A 22,388-nucleotide genomic window follows, 5' to 3' on the forward strand; every position below is an offset into this window, starting at 1 on the left:
GTAACCGTATATTCGTAAGCGAGTATATCCGATTCGCCTCGAAGAGAACAAAATATGAGCACCCTCCATGTCCCCGGCGCCGACCTGTACTACGAAGTGACCGGCTCGGGTCCGCTACTGCTGCTGATACCCGGCGGCAGCGACGATGCCCGCGACTTCACCGGCATCGCCGAAATCCTCGCCGAGCGCTATACGGTGGTCGGCTACGACACCCGCGGCATCTCCCGCAGCCCGCAGGCCGACAAAACCGCGGGCGCGTCGATGGAAACCGAGGTCGACGACGCTTCTCGGCTGTTGGCCGCGGTCGGCGGCGAGCCTGCCCACATCTTCGGTACCAGCGCGGGCGCACAGATCGCGCTGGCGTTCGCGATCCTGTATCCGGACCGCGTGAAAACCGTTGTGGCGCACGAGCCTCCGGCCGCGCGGCTGCTGCCCGATGATGATCCGCGGCGTACACTCCTCGACGAAGTCCAGGCGGTCTACCGCGAGCACGGCACGCAGGCGGCCATGCAGGCGTTCGCCGTCGGTGCGGGTTTGGGTGGTCCGTCGAATTCGGATGCGCCGCCGTTCGAAAGCGAGCGCGGCGCTGAGCTCATGGGGCAGAAGCTGGCACGGATGGGGCAGAACGTCGATTTCTTCTACGCCCATCGTATGGCGGCGATCGGGGACTACGTACCCGATGCGACGGCGCTGCGGGCGCTCGGTTCCCGGATCGTGGTGGGAATCGGCGAGTCGTCGAAGGGGCAGCTCGCGCACGACACCGCGCTGGCCCTCTGCGCGGAATTGAACGTGGAAGCCACGGTCTTCCCCGGCAATCACGCCGGATACGCCACGCACCCTTCAGGTTTCGCACACCGGCTGGAGGAGGTCCTCACCCGCACACCGGTGTCGCGAGACGCGTGAACAGGCGGCCGACTGCAAGCAGCCCGCGCACCAGTGGACGTCGACCCGCTCGGGTGCAAGCCGGCGGAGCCGCGTCGACCGAGGCCAGCGTCGCGCGACATCCGGCCGCACGCTCTAGCCACCCCGGTAGGCCGCCGACAAGGATTCGGTGCCGCAACACATCCCGAGCCGGATCAACAAGGGATCGCGGGGAGGTTCGCGACACGCTAGCCCGCACCCCGTCGGCCAGCGAGCATCGGCAAGCCCCAGTTCAGCGCCGCGACACAGCAGAAGCCGAATCGACCAAGGCCGGGGTCGCGGGGGAAGTTCGCGATACGCGAGCCCGTACCCGGTCGCAAGCCCGGTTCAGCGCCCCGGCACAGCCCGGGCCGAGTCGAACAAGGCCCGGGTCGTGGGCAGGTGAGCGGTCAGTTCGGCGAGTGCCGAGCGCGTCGCGCGGATCTCGGGGACGGTGGCGAATTCGGCGGATTCATGGTGGAAGTCCCTGAGCCGTGCCGCGATTCGGCCCGTCGGGCACGGACCGATCAGGGGCAGTGCGGCGGTGACGGAAGCGGCGGCGCGATCGGGTTCGTGGATGAGCAGGTGTGCGCGGGCGACGGCGATGGAGCGCAGCACGGAGTCGCCTGGGCGGCCGGAACGTCTACCGCCCCGGGCCAATTCGGGTAAGCGCGCGATCGTGCGCGCGAATCGCGGCTCGGTGCGGGCCAACTCGCGGTAGGCGTGGCCGACATGGCGGTGCTGTTCACCGGGGCCCGGCCAGTGCCTGCGGGGACCGAGCACCGCCGCCAGCTCCAGCCCGAGCAGTGAGCGATCGACGGCGTCCAGCTGTTGGATTTCCAATTCGGTTGCGGCCGAATCAGATTCGACAAGACTGCGCGGCGCGGCAACGGGTACTCCATGCGCCCGCCGCGATCCGATGCCGAAACCCGCGGCGGCATTGGAAGGTTCGACAGACGATCGAACCTCCGATTCCGCCTCGGCGCGGCAATCCTCGGCGAAGGCGAAGGCCCGGCGGAAGGCGGGCCGGTCGCCGAGCATGGCGTGCGCCCATGCCTCCTGCCAGGAGAGTGCGGCGCGCAATCGCGATGAGGCGGCCCGCCGCGAAATGTATTGCGCCAGTTGCGCGACCTCCAGGCCGTCGTCCGGGCGACCGCGGTCCAGGTACTGCCAAACCAGTGCGGCCAGGGTCGCCGCCGCGAGCGCCGGATCGCCAGCGGCGGCGGCGTACCGCGCCGCCTGCACCGAATACCGTTGCGCCGCACGATGTTCCTCGATATCCCAGGCCATGACGGCGGCGATATCGGCGATTTCGGCGGCCACCCGCAGCGCCCGCCCGCATTCCGGCTCCCGGCGGAGCCGATCGCGGTTGCCGTTCAGCCAGCCCGCGACCTGGGCACGCGGTGCGGTATCGCGCCACTGCCGGGTCCGCGCCCAGCAGGCCCGCCGTTCGGCCGCCGCCAATTCGTCCACGGTGAACCGGCTTTGCGCGCCCGGTTGCCGGGCTCGCCGCGAATGCAGCAGCGGCCGCAGTTCGTCCCACGGCTCTACCGCGCCGGAATCGGTTGCCGCACCGTCGATCCGCACTCCCAGCGCGGCCTCGTACGCGGCGACATGCTCGGCCCGCACCGCACGCGATCCGGTCTCCAGCTGGCCCAGATACGGTTTCGAATAGCTGGTCCGCGCCGCCATCCGCGCCAGGCTCAACCCGGCGGCCATCCGTGCGGCCCGCAATGCCGCCCCCAGATCTTCCACCGCCAATCCTTTCGCCTGCCGCGCCGGATCGCCCGGCACTGTCAACCCCACACTGCCAGGCCCCGAAATTCCCGTCACCCGCAACCCACAAGCACTCACTCTTCAATAGCCGATGAACATTAAACCTTGCTGATGGTCTCGTCGGCCAACTACCAAGCGTCCAAACACTTTTCGGCCCGGCCGGTCGGATTCCGACCGCTGAGCAACCCGACAGTCGGCACAGAGCAACCTCTCAACCTCGGTGCATACTGTCGCCGCCATGACCCTTTCGCTGACGAACAACCGGCTCCTCCGCACCGTCGCCACCACCGCCATGGCCATCGCCGCGGCCTTCGTCATGGCGTCCTGCGATTCCAACGACAACTCCGGCTCAGCCCCGTCGGGCCAGCCGAAACCCGGCCGTCACGGCGGAAACGCGGTGGTCGGCAAGATCACCGCCGAGAACGCGGGCAGTTGGACCGTAACCAAGCGCGACGGCGGCACCGAAACCGTGACGATCACCTCCGCGACGGTCTTCGGCAACGAGAAGAATCCGGCAACGCAAGCGCAGTTCGCCGTCGGCGATTCCGTCGCGATCCAAAGCCAAGAATCCGGCGACACCATCACCGCGACGCACATAACCAAATCCCATGAGCGCACAACCCCCTCCGGCACCCCCACCCAGAGCCCGAGCTGATCGCCGTACGACGCAACCCGATCCGGCGCAGAATCGGATGATGGCCGAACTCACGCTCGTACTACTGCACAGTCCGCTCGTCGGCCCACTCACCTGGGCAGCGACGGCCGAATGCCTGCGCCGCGAAGGGCTGCCGACAGCGGTCCCCACCCTGGTGCTCGACGGTGATCCGCCCTATTACCGGCGGGTCGCCGACAGCACGGCGGCCGCCGTCGCCACCATCGGCACACCGCTCGTACTGGTGGCGCACAGCGCGGCGGGCGCATTCCTGCCGCCGATCGCCGAGGCCATCGGAAATCGGGTTCGCGCAATGATTTTCGTCGACGCCCTACTCCCACATCCCGGCCTCAGCTCATTGGATTCCGCGCCACCGCAGGCCGCCAAGATGTTGACCGACGAAGCCGGCGACGGATACCTGCCGCCGTGGCACACCTGGTTCCCACCGGGGTTGATCGAAGAGCTACTCCCCGATCCGGACCTGCGCCACCGATTCATCGCCGAGATCGCACCGCCACCGCTGGCCTATTTCGAAGAACCCGCTCCGGAAACGCCCGGCCTACCCGAAACCCAGTGCGCCTATTTGCAATTGAGCCAAGCTTACGAGGGCGCGGCCGACGAGGCCGAGCGCCGCCACTGGCTGGTGCACCGGGTGAACGCCGACCACCTGACCATGCTCACCAACCCCGAGGCGATCGCCGAGCTGATCGGTGAGATCACCAAAACCCTCATCCGAGATTGACATCGGCGGGCGCATCTACTCGTAAGCGACGAGAATCAAAGGCCCAGACCGGATTTCAGGGTGGGCCAGGAGTCGTGCAGCGCGTTCTGCCAGTAGTACCAGGCGTGGGTGCCGAAATCGGTGTAGCGCACGGTCGCGGGGATATCGTGTGCGCGCAGGACCGCGTCGAAGGCGACAGTGCAGTCGTGGATCACCAATTCGAGGACAACCGAATTGAAAACGTCGTCGGGGTATTTGTAGGTGGGATCGAAGGTGAAGTCATGTTGGCCCGGTATGCCGGTGGCCGCCGAGATGTAGACCGGCTTGCCGCGCAGCTGATCGACGTGCTGGCTCGGATCATGGGCAGCCCATTCGGGATTCGTCGAGGTACCCCACATATTGTCCGGATCGCCGCCCTTGATCCGCACCGGCGCCCGCACCGTGAACTGATCGTAGCGATCGGAGGCCAGGCATCCGCTGTATGCGGCCATCGCCCGATACAGCGACGGGTTGCGCACCGTCAGCGTCGCGGCGGCCTGCGCGCCCATCGACTGTCCGGCGATCGCGTTGATTCCGTTGCCGGACAGCGCATTATCGACGAGCGGCGGCAGTTCCCTGGTGAGGAAGGTCTCCCACCGGACGCGCCCGAGCTTCGGATCGTCCCGAATCCAGTCGGTGTAGAACGTGCCGGGACCGCCGACCGGCATCACCACATTCACCGGCTTGTCGGCGAAGAACTGGACGATATCGGTTTTCAAGGTCCACGTGCTCTGCCCCTCGTCATCGGAGGCACCGTCGCCGTCGAGCAGGTAGAGGGTGGGATGCGGCGCGGTCCGGTCCGCGGGCAGCAGCACATCGAGTTGCACGGTCCGCCCCATCGCGGGCGACCACACGTACATCTCCTCCCACCGATCCGTCTTCGGCTCGATGTGGTCGATCACCGCCTGCGCCCGCGCGGTGGGCGGTGTGACGCACATCGCTACCGCGAGCAGTACCAGCACACCAACGGCAAACCGAACTGCCGCGAAGCGCCGACCTCCGAGCGACACGATACGCACCGTCCTTGCCGATGAGCGGAATCCCGGCGGCCGATCCAGCAAACCGATGGCCGGGTCGGCGATACTACCCGACCGACCCCTGCCACCGGACGGCCGTCCAGGACAGCGCGCCGCTCCGGAGTTCGGCGATGACCGTATCGAGCCAGTCCCGTTCCGCGGCCAGCATGGCACGCTGGTATTCGTCCTCCAGCAGGAAGATCCGCTCTATGCCGTGCGCCTCGGCCATTCGATCCGGCGTCGGCTGCCCGAGCGCTTCGTCGAGGTGCCTGCGGCGGCGCTCGAGCAGCTCGGCGCATTGCGCTGGGGTGAGCAGCGAGGCGGTCGACAGCGCCGCGGGGAAGGCCGGGTATTCCTCGCGCGGCGCATCTGGCTCGATATCGCGTTCGTGCTCTGCGGCGCGCTGATGATCGTCGGCGTGCAGGGCATTCGAATCTCGCTCTTGCGCAACGCAAGCACGGCCAGGCAGGTCGCCGTGGCCGTGCTGCTGTGTCTTCCGGCGGTGGGCATGGTGCTGTGCGGGCTGTTCCCGATCGACTCGGGCGGGCCTGGGCACTTCATCGCCGCCAATATCGTGTTCCTCGGCCCGATCGTCGGCTTCCTCGGCTCGGGCGTCCTGCTTTTCCCGGTGCCGCGGCTGCGTCCGATCGCCATCGGACTGCTGGTGGCGGGCGCGCTCACCGCCGCCGGACTGTACGGATACTTCGTCAGCGCGCCGACGATGCGGGACTTCCGCACGATCGCGGGCGGCGGCACCATCGGGTTGTGGGAGCGAATCCTCGGCATCGAGATCGTCGGCTGGTACGTCGTTCTCGGTGCCGAGGCGCTGCGTCAGCGGGTCACTTGGTGAAGTACCAGTCCTCCGGGCTGCGGGCGGTCTGGTTCGCGGGGAACGCGACCCCGCCCAGGTTCTTCGCGACGACCTCCATGTAGGTGCGCAGCGGCATATTGATCTGTCCCGGCAGCGTTTTCACCGCGTAATCCTCGTAATTGGCGAAGGCGGCCTTGTCGTCGGAGTGCAGTGTGGCGTTGATCAGTTCGGTGAGCTTCGGATCGCTGTAGTTGCCGATATTCTCGCTCGCACCCGGCAGCAGCAGTTGATCGCCGGTGGGCACCGCGTCGTATTCCTGGTAACCGAAGAAGCCGATCTGCCAGTCGCAGGTCGGACCGGAGCCGTGGCAGTTGCTGATGTCGTCCATCACCGTGTTGAACTCCTGGCCCTTCAGGTCGAAGACGATGCCCGCCTGCGCCGCATCGGATTTCCACTGCTGCACCACCCGGCTGTAAATCGGGTTGCCGGTGGAGAATTCGAGGGTGAACTGCAGCTTCGTCCCCGCGGCGACGCCGTCACCGCACTGATTGTCGGCGGTGCCGGGACTCGTGCACACCATGACGCCACCCTGATCGGTCCAGCCGTGCCCGGTGAGCAGCGACTTCGCCTTGGCTTTGTCGAAAGCGTATGGGCCGGGACCACGTTCGGAGTCCGCGATATACGGGTTCTCCGGTTTGATCGGCACCGGTCCGGTGGTGACCGCACCGTAGCCGCGCATCGCGGAGTTGATATCGGTCTCCTGATCCAGTGTCAGCTGCATGGCCTGGCGAATGTAGAGCTGTTTGAACGTGGCGCCGAACGTCGGGTTGGCCATGTTCAGAATCGAAGTGCTCCAACCCCAACCGTATGCGGGGATCAGATTGTAGTTGGCCTGCAACGGATTCGAGGACGGCTGCTCCTGCGAGGCCTTCTTCTCCGGTAGATTGGTCACCTGCACGCCGCCCACCGAGAGGGTGTTCCCGGCGCGGAACGTGTTGAAGATGGCGTCGGTGCTGGTGAACGGCTCCATCTTGTAATGCGCCAGATGCGGCTTGTCCGGCCCGCTGTAGGCCGGGTTCGGGTCGAACGCGATATGACCCTGCGCGTCGTAATTCGTCAGATGCCAAGGGCCGTCGACGATCTGCCACAGCGGATCGGTGGCGTAGGCCGAGCTGTTCTTGCTCTTCTCGTAGAGATATTGGTAGACGGCATCACATTTGGACTGGTCGTCGGTGCAACCGCCGCTGCCCGGCGCGGCCGAATCGGAGGTCTTGTCCCATGCGATCGGCAGCGGGGTGACCTGCGAGAGCTCCTGACCGGTGAACCAGGTGGGCGAATAGCTGCTGTCGAGTTTGAAAGTCACCTGCTGCGGCCCGGTTTCGGTCACCGACAGCACATTGTCCGGGAATTGCCCCTGGACGTACTTGGCGAAGTTCTTCTTCTCCGCGAACAGCATATGCATCCAGAACAGGACGCCCTTGGCGTTCACCGGGTCACCGTTCGACCACTTGTACGGCTTCAGGTCGATGGTGACGGTGCTGTTGTTGTCGCTGTATTTCGGCGGCGCGGCAAGGCTTTTCGTCTCGTTGAGATCGGAGCTGCCCTTGCTGTCGCCCCAGAAGTACAGCGGGCGGTACATCAGCCGCTGCAGGTCGCCCGTCGCGTAGCCGCTGTTGTGCGCGGCGTCGTACAGCGGGAAGATCCAGTTCGGTTGCGTACCAGGCGGTTCGGCGAATACGGCGGTACCGCCCTCCTGCGGCGTGCCGCCCGAATGCGTACTGCTCGAACCACATCCGGTGAGCACCGACGCCGCGGCCAAGACCGCACCGACGGCGCCGACCAATCTCTTCACCTGCATCCCAGGACTTCCCTTCTCTGCACTGTCCTAGATGGTCACAACGCGACGGCCGAGTTCGCGGGCGGCTCCGACGCCGCGGCCGCGTCCAGCGGAAAATGGCACGCGGCCCGATGCCCGTCGCCGAACGCGCGCATCGGCGGCTCCTCCAGCGCGCAGATCTCCTGCGCCAGTGGACATCTGGTTCGGAACCGGCAGCCCGACGGCGGGTTGCGCGCCGACGGCAGCTCACCCTTGATGACACCGTCCCCACCGCGCCCGGCCCACGGGTCGGCCTTCGGCACGGTGCCGATCAAACCGAATGTGTACGGGTGGCGCGGATTACGGTAAACCTCGTCGGCGGGGCCGGTCTCCACCAGCTTGCCCAGATACATCACGCCGATCCGGGTGGACAGGTAGCGCACCACGGACAGGTCGTGCGAGATGAACACATAGGTGAGACCGTGCCGTCTGCGTAGATCGCCCATCAGGTTGAGGATCTGCGCCTGGATCGAAACATCAAGTGCCGAAACCGGTTCGTCGGCGACGATCAGCTTCGGCTGCAGCGCGAGCGCGCGGGCCAGCGCGATGCGCTGCCGCTGGCCGCCGGAGAATTCGTGCGGGTAGCGCTCGGCCGCCGCCGCGGGCAGGCCGACCTCGCCGAGCAGGTCACGCACCCGCGCGGCGCGTTGCGCGCGGTTGCCGACGCCGTGGATCACCAGCGGTTCGGCGACGATCGCACCGACCCGCATTCGCGGGTCCAGCGCCGAGTAGCTGTCCTGGAAAACCAGGTGCGTATCCTGGCGCAGCTGCCGTAACCGCTTGCCGCGCAACGATGTCAGCTCGGCGTCGGCGATCCGGACGTGGCCGCTCGTCGGCGTCTCCAATCCGGCGATGCAGCGGCCGATCGTCGTCTTGCCGCAGCCGGATTCCCCGACCAGACCGAAGGTTTCGCCCGCGGCGACGGAGAAGCTCACATCGGCGATCGCCGATACCGTGCCGACCCTGCGCTGCAGGATGGCGCCCGCATGCACCGGAAAGTCCTTGACCAGATGTTCGACCGCGAGCAGCGCTTGCCCGGCCTGCGCCACCGACTCCTGTTCGGCGGGCGCGGGTCCGCGCTCGTGCACGGCGACGCGGCCGGATGGTTCGCGCAGCGCGGGATCGCCGACCGGGTGGAAGCACGCGTACTCGTGCCCGACCACATCCCCGCGCAGCGCGGGATCCTCCGTTCGGCATCGATCGGTCGCGTATCGGCAGCGCGGCGCGAACCGGCACCCCTTCGGCGGGTCGACCAGATCCGGCGGCAAACCCGGGATGCTGTACAGTTTTTCGCCGCTCTCCGCCGAATTCTCCGGCAGCGCCTCGAAAAGCGCCTCGGTATAGGGATGGCGCGGGTTGCCGAACAGCGACCTGGTGTCGGTGAGTTCGGCGATGCGGCCCGCGTACATCACCGCGACCCGGTCGGCACGCCCGGCGACGACGCCGAGATCATGCGTCACCAGGATGACCGCCATGCCCACCCGGGTGCGCAGCTCATCGATCAGCTCCAGAATCTGGTGCTGGATGGTGACGTCGAGCGCCGTCGTCGGCTCGTCGGCGATGAGCAGATCAGGTTCGCAGACCAGCGCGCGGGCGATCATCACCCGCTGGCGCATCCCGCCGGACAGCTGGTGTGGATAGTCGCCGAGCCGCTCGGCCGCCCGCGGCAGGCCCACCAGCCCAAGCACCTCGAGCACCCGGGCCCGCCGGGCGGCGGCCGAGAGGTCGGAGTGCAGTCCCAGCGGTTCGGCGACCTGCCTGCCGATCGGGATGGTCGGATTCAGCGAGCTCAGCGGATCCTGGAAGATCATGCCGATCCGGCCGCCGCGCACCCGCCGCAGCTCGGACTCGGACATCTGCGCGATATCCTTGCCGCCCAGCAGGATTCGTCCCGACGCGATCCGGCCGCCCTCGGGCAGCAGGCGCAGGACGGACAGTGCGGTCATGGTCTTGCCGGAACCGGATTCGCCTACCAGGCCGAGTAATTCGCCGCGGCCGACCTCCAGGGTCACGCCGTCGACGGCGTGCACGACGCCGTCGCGGACATCGATCGTGGTGTGCAGGTCGTCGAGCCGCAGCACGGGTGCGTCGGTCATTTCACCACCTCCGCAGCCGTACCTCGAGCGCGTCGCGCAACGCGTCGCCGAGGAAGTTGAATCCGATGACGACGCCCATGATCGCCACACCCGGCGGCAGGACCATCCACCAGTAGCCGTTCTGCAGGAAATCCGTGCTGTTGGAAAGCATGCTGCCCCAGTCGGCGTGCGGCGGCGCCATGCCGAGTCCGAGATAGCTCAGCGCCGCCACCATCAGCACCGCGTCGGCCACCTGGAAGGTCGCGTTCACCACGATGACGCCGACGGCGTTGGGCATGATGTGGCGCAGGATCGCCCGGCGGTTGCCGCCGCCCATCATCTTCACCGCCTGCACGTATTCCCTTGTGCGCAGGGACAATGTCTCGCCGCGCACCAGGCGCGCGGGCGAGAGCCAGGCGGCGAAGGACACCACGAGGATGAGCAGGCCGACGCTGGCGGTGAAGATCGACGAGAGGATCAGCAGCAGGAACAGCGTCGGTATCGCCAGCAGGGTGTCGACGACGCGCATCATCGCCGAATCGACGAAACCACCGACATAGCCCGCGACCGCACCCCACAGCGTCCCGAAGACGGTGGCGATGACCGCCGCGGCGACGCCGATCTCCACCGACGCGCGCCCGCCGACCATGAGCCTGCCGAGTTCGTCGTAGCCGACGTCGTCGGTGCCGAGCGGATGCGCGGAACTCGGCGGCTGATTGGCGCCCGCGAGATTCGTCGCGATCTGCTCGGAGTGGTAGAGCACCGGGCCGAGGAAGCAGAACAGCAGGAACAACGCGATCAGCCCGATGCCGACCACGGCGAGCTTGTTCGCGAGCAGACTGCGCAGCACGGTTGCGAACCTGGATCGGGCACGACCCGGAATATGCTGGGCGGCAACGACTTCCGGTGATTCGTTGAGCGGCAGGATGCGATCGGCCATCAGTACTTCACCCTCGGATCGAGCACGGCGTAGCCGATATCGGCCAGCAGCGAGCCGACGACGGTCGCGACGGCGACCATCAGACCGATGCCGAGCAAGACCGGATAGTCGTGCACCTGTGCCCCCTGGACGAAAATGAAACCCATCCCCGGATAGTTGAACACCCGCTCGGTGATCAGCGCGCCCGCGAACAGCTGCGGCAGGGTGAGCCCGAGCAGCGTGACCACCGGGATCAGCGAATTGCGCAGCACATGCCGCAACAGCACCCGGCCGTCGCTCGCGCCCCCGGCCAGCGCGGTGCGCACATAGTCCTGCCGCAGGTTCTCCATCACCGAGGAACGCACGTACCGACCGAACGACGCGATGGTGACCAGCGTCAGCGTCGCCACCGGCAGCACCAGACCCGATGCCTGCCCGAGGATTTCGCCGACCGTATTACCGTCCGGCCCGACCGGCGGAAACCAGTGCAGCTGAATGGCGAACAGCAGGATCAGCAGTTCACCGAGGAAGAAGGTCGGCATGGCGTAGAACGCGAACGACAATCCGGTGATCGCGTAGTCGCCGAGGGTGTTTCGCTTGCGTGCCTGATAGATCCCGATCGGCACCGCGAGCAGCACCGCGACGGCGGTGGACAGCGACATCAGGATCAGCGTCTTCGGCAGGTGGTCGGTGATGACGTCGACGACCGGCTGGTTCAGCTTGTAGGAGTAGCCGAGATCGCCGTGCAGCACGCCGCCCGCCCAATGCAGGAACTGCACGACCAGCGGTTTGTCATAGCCGTTCTGCTGATTGAAGGTTTCGATCTGCTGCGGTGTCGCCTTCGGCCCGAGGATCGCGCGGGCCGGGCCGCCGGGCAGCAGCTGCAGCAGCACGAACGTGAGCACCGAGACCAGCACGACCACGATCACCGACTGCAGCACCCGACGCAGTAGGTATCCCGTCATCGTCGCCTCCGCAACAGAAACGCAATCGCCGCGAATGCGACCAACCGGTCACCTAACACCATGCGGGCATGTTAGCTAGGTGAAATGCTCGCGTCCACCGGAACCGGAGCCTCAGATTCCTTGTGCGACATCGGCTTTATCCGGCGAGCACCGATGGCGGTGCACCGCAAGCATTTACCGCGTCGTGAGCGCAACAGTTATTCCGCGGTTCGCACGACGATCCGGCGGACGCGTTCGCGCCCGCCGGATCGCACCCGTCAGCGCAGATCGCGGAAGAACTCGCGGATATCGGCGACCAAGATTTCGGGCTCTTCCATGGCGGCGAAGTGGCCGCCGCGGTCGACATCGGTCCAGCGCGTGATGGTGTTGGAGGTTTCGCAGTAGCGGCGGATCGCGACATCGTGCGCGAAGACGATGCAGGCGGTGGGGACGCCGGAGTTCGCCGGGAGCTCGCCCCATGCCTGGGCGCTCGCGTAGCCGACGTAGGCGGCGGAGCCCGCGGTGCCGGTGAGCCAGTAGAACATCACGTTGGTCAGCAGGCGGTCACGGTCGATGATCTTGTCCGGCAGCACATTTCGCGGGAAGGTCCATTCCCGGAATTTGTCCGTGATCCAGGCCAGCTGCCCCACCGGCGAATCCACCAGACCGTACGCGAGCGCCTGCGGGCGGGTGGATTGAATCGCGATGTAGCCGAACTCTTCTCGCATGAAGGCCGCGATCCGGGCGATCCGGTCGCGCTCGAGCTCGGTCAGCTCGGCGAGTTCGGACTCCGGGAGCGGGAACGGCGGAAGGTTCGTGCCGCCGTTCACGTGGACGCCGATCACCCGATCCGGCGCGGACCGCGCCACCTCCGGGCTCACCGCGCCGCCGATATCACCGCCCTGTACGGCGTATCGCGAATAGCCCAGGCGGTCCATGAGTTTCGCCCACAGCTTGCCGATTCGCGCTCTGTCCCAGCCCGATTCGCTGACCGGCCCGGAGAATCCGAAACCGGGCAGCGACGGAATCACCAGGTGGAAGGCGTCGGCCGGGTCGCCGCCGTGCGCGCCCGGATCGGTGAGCGGTCCGATCACGTCGAGGAATTCGACGACCGACCCCGGCCAGCCGTGGGTGAGCAGCAGCGGTGTCGCCGCAGGCTCGGCCGAGCGGATGTGCAGGAAATGCACGCGCTGACCGTCGATTTCGGTGATGAACTGCGGGTACCGGTTCAGTTCCGCCTCGGCGGCCCGCCAGTCGTATTCGGTGCGCCAGTACTCGACCAGCTCGCGCAGCCAGTGCACCGGGACACCGGTATCCCAGTCGTCGCCCGGCAGCGGCGCGGGCATCCGCGCGGCATCGAGCCGGGCCCGCAGGTCGTCGAGCTGTTCCTGGGGGATTTCGATCCGGAAGGGAGTGATCTCGTTGCTCATGAGACGTACCGTATGCGGCAGCTAGGACAGCTTCAGCCCTAGCTTCGAGACATAATTACTTCTGTGATGGAAACCTCAGCCCGGCTGCTGCGCCTACTCTCGCTGCTACAGACCCCGCGCGAATGGACCGGCGCCGAACTGGCCGACCGTCTCGCGGTGGATGTGCGCACCGTCCGCCGGGATATCCAAAAGCTGCGCAACCTCGGCTATCCCGTGCACGCGGTCGCGGGCGCGGCCGGGTATCGGCTCGGGGCGGGCGCGGAACTCCCGCCGCTGCTGCTGGACGACGACGAGGCCATCGCCGTCGCCATGGGCCTGCGCACCGCGGCGGGCGGCACCATCGCCGGAATCGAGGAGAGTTCGCTGCGTGCGCTGGCCAAACTCGAACAGGTGCTCCCCTCCCGGCTGCGTCACCGCATGACCGCGCTGCAATCGGCGACCGTCGCCGTGCCTGCGGGCGGCCCACAGATCGATCCAGACGTCCTGACCGCGATTGCCGCCGCCATTCGCGACCACCACCGGCTGCGTTTCGACTACCGCACGCACACCGGCGAAATCTCTTGCCGCACAACCGAACCGCACCGTCTCGTACACACCGGCCGCCGCTGGTACCTGACCGGCTGGGATGTGGACCGCGCGGATTGGCGCACCTACCGGGTGGACCGGCTCACCCCGCGCACCCCGACCGGCCCGCGCTTCACCCCGCGCGCGGCCCCCGACGCGGCCGATCTGGTCTCGCGCGGGGTGACCACCGCGCCCTATCGGTACCAGGCCCGCATCATGCTGCGGGCCTCCGCGGCGATCGCGGCCGAGCGGATCGCCCCGACCGTCGGCGTCATCGAGGCGATCGACGCGGAAACCTGTGTGCTGCATACGGGTTCGAACTCGCTCGACGCGATCGCCGTCTATCTGCTCGGCTTCGGCTTCGAATTCGAGGTGCTCGAACCGTCCGAGTTGGCCGCGCGGCTGCGCGAGCTGGCGGCCCGACTGCTCAGGGCGGCCGGGTCGGTCGCGGATGGCGGCCCGGCCGGTGAGCAGGGAACTTCCTGAGCATTCGTCGTTGGTCGTTGGCGCGCAATGGGTTCGGCTCACGGGAACGGCAAGGTGTGTCCGAGCACGGTGACCAGCACGAGCACCACCGGGAAGCAGACCAGGAACATCACGAAGGTGTAGCCCATGATGTGGCGGGCCTTGAGGCCGAGGATGGCCAGGGTCGGCAGCATCCAAAATGGTTGCAGCAGATTGGCGCTCGCCTCGCCGAGGTCGTAGACCACGACCATCCAGCCCTGGTTCACCCGCAGCTGATTGGCCGCGTCCAGCACATAGGGCGCCTCGATCACCCACTTGCTGCCACCGCTCGGCACGAAGATTCCGAGCACACAGGAGTAGAGGCCGATCACCGCGGGATAGAGGTACCCGTTGGTCAGGCCGACCAGCCAACCGGCGATCGACTTCGATAGTCCGGTATAGGCGATCATGCCGAAAATCCCACCGTAGAGCGGGAATTGGAGTAGCACGCCGGAGGCGGCCGGTGCGGCGTCGCGCACCGAGGCCACCAGGTTCGACGGCCGCCAGTGCAGCAGCAGGGCCAGCAGGATGAGGATCATATTGATGGTGTTCAGATCCAGGGCGTTCAGCGCGCCGCCCTGCGCGTGCTGGAAATACCGCACCAGATACCACAGCCCGAACAGGGTCAGCAGCACGCTGAACAGCGGGCTGTGCTCGAGCCAGTCGCCGGGTCGCCGCTGGCCGCTGTCGGCATTGTCGTTGCGCGTCAACGGCTTCAGCTCGACACCGAGATCGGCCGCCGATTTGACGGCGGCGCCGGTCGGGGTGATGAACCAGGCCACGGCGACCGCGATCACGAACACCACCAGGGTGGCCACGATGCCCTGCCACCGGAAGATGGTCTCCGACAAGGGGATCAGGCCGCTCCCCCGGCCGGCCTTGATGACGTCCTGCACCGCTTTGGGGCTGGATCCGGCGCTGGCGACCTGCAATGCCGCCGAGCCCGAGAGTCCTTGCGCCCATACGGTTCCCAGGCCCAGGAAGGCCATGGCGCCCACCGCGCGATAGTCGACGCCGCGCAGGATCCTGGCGATCTCCCTGGCCAGGATGGCGGTGAAGATCAGGCTGAACGCCCAGTTCAGGTAGGCCGTGATCATCGAAATGGCGGCGGTGAACGCGATGGCCGCCCGCGGCGACCTCGGCACCCGTGCGAGCCGTTCGATGACGCGGGCCACCGGCGGCGATACCGCCACCGCATAGCCGCCGATGATGATCATCGCCATCTGCAGGGTGAACTGGATCAGGCTCCAGAATCCCTTACCCCAGGCGTCGACCAAGCCGAATCCGCCGGTCGCCGCCGGATCGCTCGGTGTGCCGACGAGCGGAACACCGGTGCCGAGCCCGAGCGCGACGATCAGAAAGGTGCCGACGAGCACGAAGCCGAAGGCATCGGGCAGCCAACGCTCGGTAAACGCGGTGAACCACAACGCGATTCGGGCCAACCGGCCCTCACCGTCCTCGTCCGGCCGCGGCCGCCCGTCCGTCGCAGCCACCTCTGGCACCGGTGCCATGCGGACCTCCACTCAGTCGAACCTCACATACCGATCGAGCAGGCTATGGCATATTCCAGTCCCGGATACGGGGATTCCAGTTTTTTTCATACTGGTCACCCCGTTTTGCTGAACTGCAGCTCAGCGGGTGCTGCCCCCTTAGTTGCCGGGTGGTGTTATCCGCACGGTCGCGCCGGTCCATGTGACGACCATCGGGCTCTTGGTCGGGAAGTCGGCCATATCCTCTTCACCGATGTAGAGGTCGATATGGTTCTTCCCGCCGAGTCCAGGGGTGAACTCGTCGTCGATAACCCATTCCGGCGCAGTGAATTTCGCGCAGATATCCGCGGCGGGCGCCGAACCGCCGTCGTCGACGCCACACGATTCCAGCCGCACATGACTCCCGCGAGCGACCTCATCCGCCGCCGAACTGGCGAACGGCCGCAACCGCGTCCCCGACGCGCTCTTCGGCTCGTCATCCAGCCAGTACCCGACGTCATGCGACCAGTTCAGATACCTTTTCGGCGCGTCACGCGTGATCCGCCCCGCCCCCTCATCGTGCACGGCCCGCACAAAACTCCCCGGAAACCTCCCCAATTCGACCTGCCCACCGGAACATCGAGCATCCCGGCACCCCGTAACCGACACATCCGCATCCCCGTGAAACGACTCGACAGCCGTGTAATACACCGTCACCGTCCACCCCGCCTCACCCACGGCCTGCGGCGCGAACACCCCCGAACAAACCACCCCAACCCCCACAACCCCCAACCGAAAACCGTTGTATCCCATAGCCAACCGATACCACCCCAACCATTAGCCGATCATGAATCCTTCCCACCGGTGACTACCGGCATAGGTATCAAACCGGGCCGGGGCCCACTGATGCGGCGATGATCGGGGGGAAGTAGGTGCCGGCGAACCAGCGGGCGTGCTCGTCGGTGTCGATCGGGAGGGCCTCGCTGGGGACCATGAGTAGGGAGGCGGCGACGCGGACGAACATTTCGGCGGCGCGCAGCGCTCCGTCGAGCGGTAGGGAGTCGTCGGTGATGGCCATGGCGATGGCGGCGCGCACCGGTTCCATCGATGCGACATGGTCGACAAGGAAGGACGTCAAGGTTTCGGGTTCGAATTGGCGCAGCGCGGCCACCAACGGATGGCGGCGGGATTCGCGGACGCCGAGCACGAACGCTTCGACCGCCTTGTCCGCCGCCGTCTCCTTGGTCAGCACCTGGCCGCTGATCCCGACGAAGAACGACACCACCTCGCGCACCACGACCTGGCGGACGATCTGATCCTTGTCGCCCAGCCGCCGGTAGACGGTGGGCCGCGACACCTTCGCGCGGCGGGCGATATCGCCGACCGAGGTGCGCCGGAAGCCGTGTTCGATGAATTCGGCCCGGGCCGCATCCAGCAAGCGGCTTTGTTCGGCGTCGATGGCGAGCAACCCCGCCCCGAAAATCCGGCCGACGACGTCGCTGTTCTGGTCCGTCACGGTTGAAAGATTAACGTCCGGTGAATGGTTCCGGCCCGGCGCGGGTGAGTCAATGAACGATTTTTGCTTCATTGGTCGCATCCCTCCGGGTGACGGGTCATACTCGGGCGGTGGCGAAGATGGCACGAACGCGCGCCGGCCGGGCCGCGAAGCTGGGCGGCTTGGCGGGCACGCAGACCGTGCGGCTCGCGGCAGGCAAGGCCGCGGATCTGGTGCGTTCGCCGGAGCGCGCCGATGAGGCGGAGCGGCTGCGCAATGCGCTGCTGGCCGAGCGATTGGTGGCGGTGCTCGGGACGATGCGCGGTGCCGCGATGAAGCTCGGGCAGATGCTCTCGCTGGTCGACCCGGGATTCGTGCCGCCGGAATATCGCGACCTCTTCCAATCCACCTTGGCGACATTGCAGGACAACGCGCCCAGGGTGCCGTGGACGGAGATGCGTGACCACCTGGAGAGCGAACTGGGCGGCGAACTGGCCACGGCATTCGCCGAATTCGAGCGTGAACCGATAGCCGCCGCGTCGATCGGACAGGTGTACCGGGCCCGGCTGCTCGACGGCCGACCTGTCGCGGTGAAGGTCCAGTACCCCGGCATCGAACAGGCGGTACTGGCGGACCTGAAAAATCTGCGCACCCTGCTGAGCGTGTATCGGTTCGTCCATCCGGCGCTGGACACGGCGGCATTGGCGGACGAGTTCGAGGCGCGTATCCGGGAGGAGTTGGACTATCGCATCGAGGCGCGCAATACACGGCTGATGCACGAGGCATATCGCGACCATCCGTTCATCCGGATACCCGAGCTCATCTGCGCACTGTCGGGGCAGCGGGTGCTCGTCACCGAATGGCTTGCGGGCAAGCCACTGCGTGCGGCCTATGATTCCCCGCTGGACGAGCGCAATCGGCTCGCCGAAATTCTCTTCCGATTCTATTGTGGCGCACCGTATTCGATGCACTTCTACAGCGGCGACCCGCATCCGGGCAACGCCGTGCTGTGCGACGACGGTTCGATCGGCTTCCTGGATTTCGGCCTGTGCAAGACTGTGCGCGCGGATATCGCGGCGGCGGAGTTGACCGGCTTGCGCGCCGGGATAGACGGCGACGTGGCGCGGATCGTCGAACTGATGCAGACACGCGGATTCGCCACCGCCGCACAGGTTTCCGACAAACAGGCCTACGAGGTATTCCTCCGGCTGTTCGGCTGGTATCTGCGCGACGGGCCGACGGAGTTCGGCCCCGATATCGCCACCGACCTCGTCGCTCTGCTCGGACCCGCGCCGGATGTGTCGTTGCGCCCGTTCAATCTGCCCGCCGAGCACGCGCTGCGCGGCCGGGCGGAACTGCAACTGCTCGCGATCCTCGGCCAGTTGCGACCGCACACGAACCTGCACATCGTCGCCCGCGAGTGGATCTTCGACGACGAACCGCGCACCGAACTCGGTCGGGCGCACCGTGATTGGGTCGGTCACCGCACCGGTAGCGCACCGTCCATGCCGCCGACGTCGGTGAGTTTCCAGCCGGAGTCGCGGTCGACGGTGACGTGGTAGGCGACGGTGGTGCGCGCACCGTCGGGCGTCTGGGCGCTCGTGGTGTCGACGTCGAGGAAGACGTCCACCTGATAGCTGCTTCCGGATTCCGAGAGCACCTTGGCGGCAATGGGTTTCGCGGTGGACGTCCACCGCAGCGGGGTCAGCAGTTGTTGCAGTGCCGGTCCGGTCGCGTCGAATTTGGCGGCCAGCTGGGATGTCGTATTCGCCTTCAGCTTGGTCATCCATGCGGGGAAGTTCTGGTAGTCGATGGTGGATGCCCCGAGGGCGTAGTCGGTGGCGACCTGCTCGGCGTGCCGCCGGTCGGCCGCGGCGGCGTCGCGGTGGTGCAGGTCGCTCCGGGCCGACCACCACAGCACAGCGAAGATCACGGCGGCGGCCGTCGCGACGGTGATCGCGAGACCGCGCAGGACCGTGCCCACCCGGATCGAAACCGTTCGCGAGCCGAGCGCGACGCGACGCCCGATCGGTGCCGGACTGCTCGAATCAGGTTCGGGTGCAGTGGTTTTCGGGTCGGTGGCGACGGTCATGGCATCCTCCGGGAAACGGATCAACGGACAGCGATCCGCAGGCGAACGGCCCCGGTGTCGGTGCTGCTCAGGGCCTGCGAAATGAGCGCGCTCAGGTCGATGGTGCGCAGCGCGCCGGCGGCGGACGAGGTCAGCGGGGCCAGCACGGGGATAAGGGGACGCACCTCGGGCCCGATGCGGTCGAGGCGTGCGGCGAGCTGATCGAAGAACGGAACCAGCCCGGTTCCGGTTTGGTAATCCTCGGGAAATCCCTTGCTGCGCATCAGTTTCTCCAGCGCGTCGACGACATCGCGGACTCGGCCGCCGAACCGCCCCCACTGCGGTCCGCCCGCCTCGAGTGACGGGCCGAGCCAGTCCATATCCGCGCCGATGGTCTGCAGATCGGTGAGCATGGTCCGCAGTTGCGGCTGGCGGCCGAGCAGGGTGGCGGCTAATAACTCCGCCGCCCGATTCAGCTGGGGCAGAGCCGATTCCACTCCTGACGTCCCTTCGGTGAACGTCCGCACCAGCTCGCCGACGGCCGGTGGGTCCAGCTGGCCGAGCAGATCGGTTGCGGCCGTGGCCATCTCCGGGATCGATAACGGCGATCGCACCTGGCGAGCATCGATTCGGGCGCCGTCGGTGAGGTAGGGTCCGCCGCCGTCGGGCGGGGTGAATTCCAGATAGGGTTCGCCGAGCGCGGACAGATTCTCGATGCGCAGGATGCTGGCGGTGGGGATCCGGTAGGTGTCCTCGACGCGAATCCGGACCCGCACCGCGTGCTCGACGGTTTCGACCCCGATGACCTTGCCGACCGGAACACCCGATAGCAACACCGGAGAATGTTGTTGCAGCCCACCGGAATTCGGTAGATCCATGGTGAGATTCAGGTAATGCCGGAACCAGTCGACGCGGACGACGCCGAAGGTGAGATAGCTCGCGCCGAGCACGAAAACCACGGCGATCGCGCCCAGCGACAGCACCGATCGCCACCTCATCGCACCACTCCCACCATGCGCAGGGCCGCGATGACCGAGGCCACCCGCTCGTCCCGTGACATCGAATCGGTGGCCGCGGCACCGACATCGGTGATGTTCACCTTCGGCCCCTGTTCGGCGAACGGCAGAATCCGGTCACGCAACAGGCTCACCAACCTGTTGAGATTCGACGGTGCGTTCAGATCGAGCGGGCGATTGGTGAACAGCAGCGGTAAAAAAGCCTGTGCCGCCGCGTCACCGGATTGCGCGAGTAGTGCGAGCCAGGCGATGGCGTGCGCGAATCCGCCGATGGCGGAGAAGACTCCGAGCAGGTGCGCCAGCGAGGTGGTGGCCTCGGTGACGCGCCGGGCTCCCTCGGGTGAGAACAGGTCCCGAACGGCGGTCGCGTTGGTGCGGATTACGTCGATATCGGCCTGCGCCGCCGCGACGAATTGGTCGACGCGATCCAAATGCGTTGCCACATCGGTGAGATCGCCGATGCTCGCCCGCGCGAGACGCGCGGTCTCGCCCGGATCGGCGGGCAGCGCGGCATTCACCTGGTTCAGGATGTCCTGTATCCGGGTGATCGCCCCGCCGCGCACGAAGGTGGCGATCCCGGCCATGGTGTCCTCGACCTGAATCGCGGGCCGGGTCTGCGCGATCGGGATCGTCGCGTTGTCACCGATCGGGGCGCCCGTGGCGGGTGCGGCGAGGGCGATATAGATGTCGCCGAGCACCGTGTCTTGGCGCAGTTGGGCGGTGGTCGCGGCGGGCAGCCGGACCGAGGCGGCGATATCGACGTCCGCGACGACGTAGCCGGGCCGGGTGCCGTCCGGATCTACTAGGGTGACGCCCGCGAGGCTGCCGACCTCGACGCCGTCGGCGACGACCTTGGCGCGGGCGGGCAGGTTGAGCGCGTTCGCGAACTGGATGCGCACCCGGTAGGTCGGTCCGGAGACGGTGGCGCCCGGCACCGGAATCGCCGAGGGGTCGAAGCCGCAGCCACCGAGCCCGACCACCGCCACGACTGCCAGCGAAACCATTGTCCCCCTGCGCTTCTCACCTCTCATCGAGCACCTACCGATCCGAATATCAGTGCCGCCAGGTCGACTGTCCGCGAATCGTCGCAGCGCCCGGGGGCCAACGCGTTCACCGCCGCGCAGACCTGATCGCTGATCTGTTGCGACAGTTGAACTTTCGGTGGTATCCAGGCGAGCGCCGGTTGTCCGTCCGGCCCGGCGGCGCGGGTGAAGAGGCCCGCGATCGCGGGGATGCGGTCGATGATCTGCCGCAGCGTTCCCGCGCCCGACGCCACGATTCGCGCATAGGGCACCGCGGCGTCGAGACCGCCGAGGATGGCGCCACCGTATTCCCGGGTTATGTCGTTGACCCAGGGCAGCAGCACGCGCAGGCCGTCGACCAGCTCGGTGAGGTGCGCGAAGATATCGTTGTTGATCTGATCGAATACGCCCGGGAAGCGGGTGAGGACGTCGCGCACCTGATCCCAGTTCGCCGCGACGCTCGCCGCCAGCGACGACAGGGCGTCGATGAGGTCGCCGACCTGGGTGATCTGGTTGTCGGGCGCCCGCGCGGCGGAACCGAGCTTCGTGATCACCTGGTTGAACCGCGGGCCCGCTCCGGCGGTGGCGGTGCGCAGCGCCTCGAGGGTGTCGTGGACCAGCCGGGGATCATCACCGGCGCTGAGCTTGTGCGCGAGTTCGTCGGTGGCCCGCAGGGTTTCGGTGATGCTCTTCGGGGTGAGGGTGCGGGTGATGCAGCGGGCCGGATCCCAGCGGGCAGCGGTGGACGGGCCGGGCAATACGGTCAGGTCGCGATCGGCGGCGAGGGTGTCCGAGACCGTCGCGGCTCCGACGTCACCGTGCAGCGGGTATCCGGCGTCGATGCCGAAATCGACTCGGACCGAACCGTTCTCGGGTCGCACCGTATCGACGGTGCCGACAACGACGCCGCGCACCCGCACGTGGCTGCCGGGATACAGGCCGATCGAATCGGGCAGCTGTGCGCAATAGTGCCGCACCGGTTTCAGCGGATCGGCCACGACCGCGTACCCGGCCACCGCGACGACGGCGGCGCCGAACACCGCGAGCAGTGATGTGAGCCCGCGCGAAGCGAGGAGACGACGCACGGC

At 67.0% G+C, this 22,388-nt stretch carries 21 protein-coding genes; 6 read left to right on the forward strand and 15 right to left on the reverse strand.

Features of this window, described 5'->3' with window-relative positions; genetic code table 11:
- The first annotated feature begins 54 nt into the window (after positions 1-54).
- Complete coding sequence (locus tag F5544_RS35570; protein ID WP_167477224.1) at positions 55-903, forward strand: alpha/beta fold hydrolase; 849 nt, start codon at positions 55-57, stop codon at positions 901-903.
- A gap of 345 nt (positions 904-1,248) precedes the next feature.
- On the opposite strand, the gene F5544_RS35575 is transcribed toward F5544_RS35570, so the two are convergent.
- Entirely contained in the window at positions 1,249-2,655 is a 1,407-nt protein-coding gene (locus F5544_RS35575; RefSeq protein WP_167477225.1) for a helix-turn-helix domain-containing protein, read from the reverse strand.
- A 259-nt stretch (positions 2,656-2,914) separates the two neighbouring features.
- Here F5544_RS35575 and F5544_RS35580 point away from each other — a divergent pair, with 259 nt between their 5' ends.
- Both F5544_RS35580 and F5544_RS35585 read left to right on the forward strand, forming a co-directional pair.
- Positions 2,915-3,331 carry a DUF5666 domain-containing protein gene (locus F5544_RS35580; RefSeq protein WP_167477226.1) on the forward strand — a complete coding sequence of 139 codons (417 nt, stop codon included), beginning with the start codon at positions 2,915-2,917 and terminating at the stop codon, positions 3,329-3,331.
- Between the two features lie 40 nt (positions 3,332-3,371).
- Complete coding sequence (locus F5544_RS35585) at positions 3,372-4,070, forward strand: alpha/beta fold hydrolase (protein ID WP_167477227.1); 699 nt, start codon at positions 3,372-3,374, stop codon at positions 4,068-4,070.
- Positions 4,071-4,105: 35 nt separating this feature from the next.
- On the opposite strand, the gene F5544_RS35590 is transcribed toward F5544_RS35585, so the two are convergent.
- On the reverse strand, positions 4,106-5,098 hold the full coding sequence (locus F5544_RS35590) for an alpha/beta hydrolase (protein WP_238846823.1): 993 nt from the start codon (positions 5,096-5,098) through the stop codon (positions 4,106-4,108).
- A gap of 73 nt (positions 5,099-5,171) precedes the next feature.
- The gene (locus tag F5544_RS35595) at positions 5,172-5,333 is read right to left on the reverse strand and encodes a hypothetical protein (RefSeq protein WP_167477228.1); all 162 of its coding nucleotides are present in this window, start codon (positions 5,331-5,333) and stop codon (positions 5,172-5,174) included.
- On the opposite strand from F5544_RS35595, the gene F5544_RS35600 reads away from it, so the two are divergent.
- Positions 5,319-5,954 carry a DUF998 domain-containing protein gene (locus F5544_RS35600; protein WP_167477229.1) on the forward strand — a complete coding sequence of 212 codons (636 nt, stop codon included), beginning with the start codon at positions 5,319-5,321 and terminating at the stop codon, positions 5,952-5,954. The two genes, F5544_RS35595 and F5544_RS35600, sit on opposite strands and share 15 nt — an antisense overlap.
- On the opposite strand, the gene F5544_RS35605 is transcribed toward F5544_RS35600, so the two are convergent.
- The 5 genes from F5544_RS35605 to F5544_RS35625 form a co-directional block, all read right to left on the reverse strand.
- Entirely contained in the window at positions 5,944-7,773 is a 1,830-nt protein-coding gene (locus F5544_RS35605; protein ID WP_167477230.1) for an ABC transporter substrate-binding protein, read from the reverse strand. The genes F5544_RS35600 and F5544_RS35605 overlap by 11 nt on opposite strands.
- A gap of 35 nt (positions 7,774-7,808) precedes the next feature.
- Positions 7,809-9,887, reverse strand: coding sequence for an ABC transporter ATP-binding protein (locus tag F5544_RS35610; RefSeq protein ID WP_167477231.1), 2,079 nt, complete (start codon positions 9,885-9,887; stop codon positions 7,809-7,811).
- 1 nt (position 9,888) lies between these two features.
- The gene (locus tag F5544_RS35615) at positions 9,889-10,806 is read right to left on the reverse strand and encodes an ABC transporter permease (protein ID WP_167477232.1); all 918 of its coding nucleotides are present in this window, start codon (positions 10,804-10,806) and stop codon (positions 9,889-9,891) included.
- The gene (locus F5544_RS35620; protein WP_167477233.1) at positions 10,806-11,750 is read right to left on the reverse strand and encodes an ABC transporter permease; all 945 of its coding nucleotides are present in this window, start codon (positions 11,748-11,750) and stop codon (positions 10,806-10,808) included. Before F5544_RS35620 ends, F5544_RS35615 begins: the two co-directional genes overlap by 1 nt.
- A 257-nt stretch (positions 11,751-12,007) precedes the next feature.
- On the reverse strand, positions 12,008-13,159 hold the full coding sequence (locus F5544_RS35625) for an epoxide hydrolase family protein (protein ID WP_167477234.1): 1,152 nt from the start codon (positions 13,157-13,159) through the stop codon (positions 12,008-12,010).
- Between the two features lie 63 nt (positions 13,160-13,222).
- Here F5544_RS35625 and F5544_RS35630 point away from each other — a divergent pair, with 63 nt between their 5' ends.
- On the forward strand, positions 13,223-14,209 hold the full coding sequence (locus F5544_RS35630) for a helix-turn-helix transcriptional regulator (protein WP_167477235.1): 987 nt from the start codon (positions 13,223-13,225) through the stop codon (positions 14,207-14,209).
- A 38-nt stretch (positions 14,210-14,247) separates the two neighbouring features.
- Here F5544_RS35630 and F5544_RS35635 read toward each other — a convergent pair whose 3' ends face one another.
- The 3 genes from F5544_RS35635 to F5544_RS35645 all read right to left on the reverse strand — a co-directional run bounded on the left by F5544_RS35635 (position 14,248) and on the right by F5544_RS35645 (position 17,212).
- Positions 14,248-15,738: a short-chain fatty acid transporter gene (locus F5544_RS35635; protein WP_167477236.1), complete on the reverse strand. Its 1,491-nt coding sequence runs from the start codon at positions 15,736-15,738 to the stop codon at positions 14,248-14,250.
- A gap of 138 nt (positions 15,739-15,876) precedes the next feature.
- On the reverse strand, positions 15,877-16,281 hold the full coding sequence (locus tag F5544_RS35640; protein WP_167477237.1) for a hypothetical protein: 405 nt from the start codon (positions 16,279-16,281) through the stop codon (positions 15,877-15,879).
- A 298-nt stretch (positions 16,282-16,579) separates the two neighbouring features.
- Entirely contained in the window at positions 16,580-17,212 is a 633-nt protein-coding gene (locus F5544_RS35645) for a TetR/AcrR family transcriptional regulator (protein WP_167477238.1), read from the reverse strand.
- A 119-nt stretch (positions 17,213-17,331) separates the two neighbouring features.
- Here F5544_RS35645 and F5544_RS35650 point away from each other — a divergent pair, with 119 nt between their 5' ends.
- Entirely contained in the window at positions 17,332-18,753 is a 1,422-nt protein-coding gene (locus F5544_RS35650) for an ABC1 kinase family protein (protein WP_167477239.1), read from the forward strand.
- Here F5544_RS35650 and F5544_RS35655 read toward each other — a convergent pair.
- From F5544_RS35655 to F5544_RS35670, 4 genes are read right to left on the reverse strand one after another with little or no spacing between them, the layout of a single operon-like run.
- Entirely contained in the window at positions 18,672-19,283 is a 612-nt protein-coding gene (locus F5544_RS35655; RefSeq protein WP_238846824.1) for a hypothetical protein, read from the reverse strand. The genes F5544_RS35650 and F5544_RS35655 overlap by 82 nt on opposite strands.
- A 20-nt stretch (positions 19,284-19,303) precedes the next feature.
- A complete protein-coding gene (locus F5544_RS35660; protein ID WP_167477240.1) occupies positions 19,304-20,260 on the reverse strand; it encodes an MlaD family protein in 957 nt (318 codons plus the stop codon).
- On the reverse strand, positions 20,257-21,309 hold the full coding sequence (locus F5544_RS35665; protein ID WP_167477241.1) for an MlaD family protein: 1,053 nt from the start codon (positions 21,307-21,309) through the stop codon (positions 20,257-20,259). Before F5544_RS35665 ends, F5544_RS35660 begins: the two co-directional genes overlap by 4 nt.
- On the reverse strand, positions 21,306-22,385 hold the full coding sequence (locus F5544_RS35670; RefSeq protein WP_167477242.1) for an MlaD family protein: 1,080 nt from the start codon (positions 22,383-22,385) through the stop codon (positions 21,306-21,308). Before F5544_RS35670 ends, F5544_RS35665 begins: the two co-directional genes overlap by 4 nt.
- Between the last annotated feature and the right edge of the window lie 3 nt (positions 22,386-22,388).

The organism is Nocardia arthritidis (genome assembly GCF_011801145.1).
GTDB lineage: Bacteria > Actinomycetota > Actinomycetes > Mycobacteriales > Mycobacteriaceae > Nocardia > Nocardia arthritidis_A.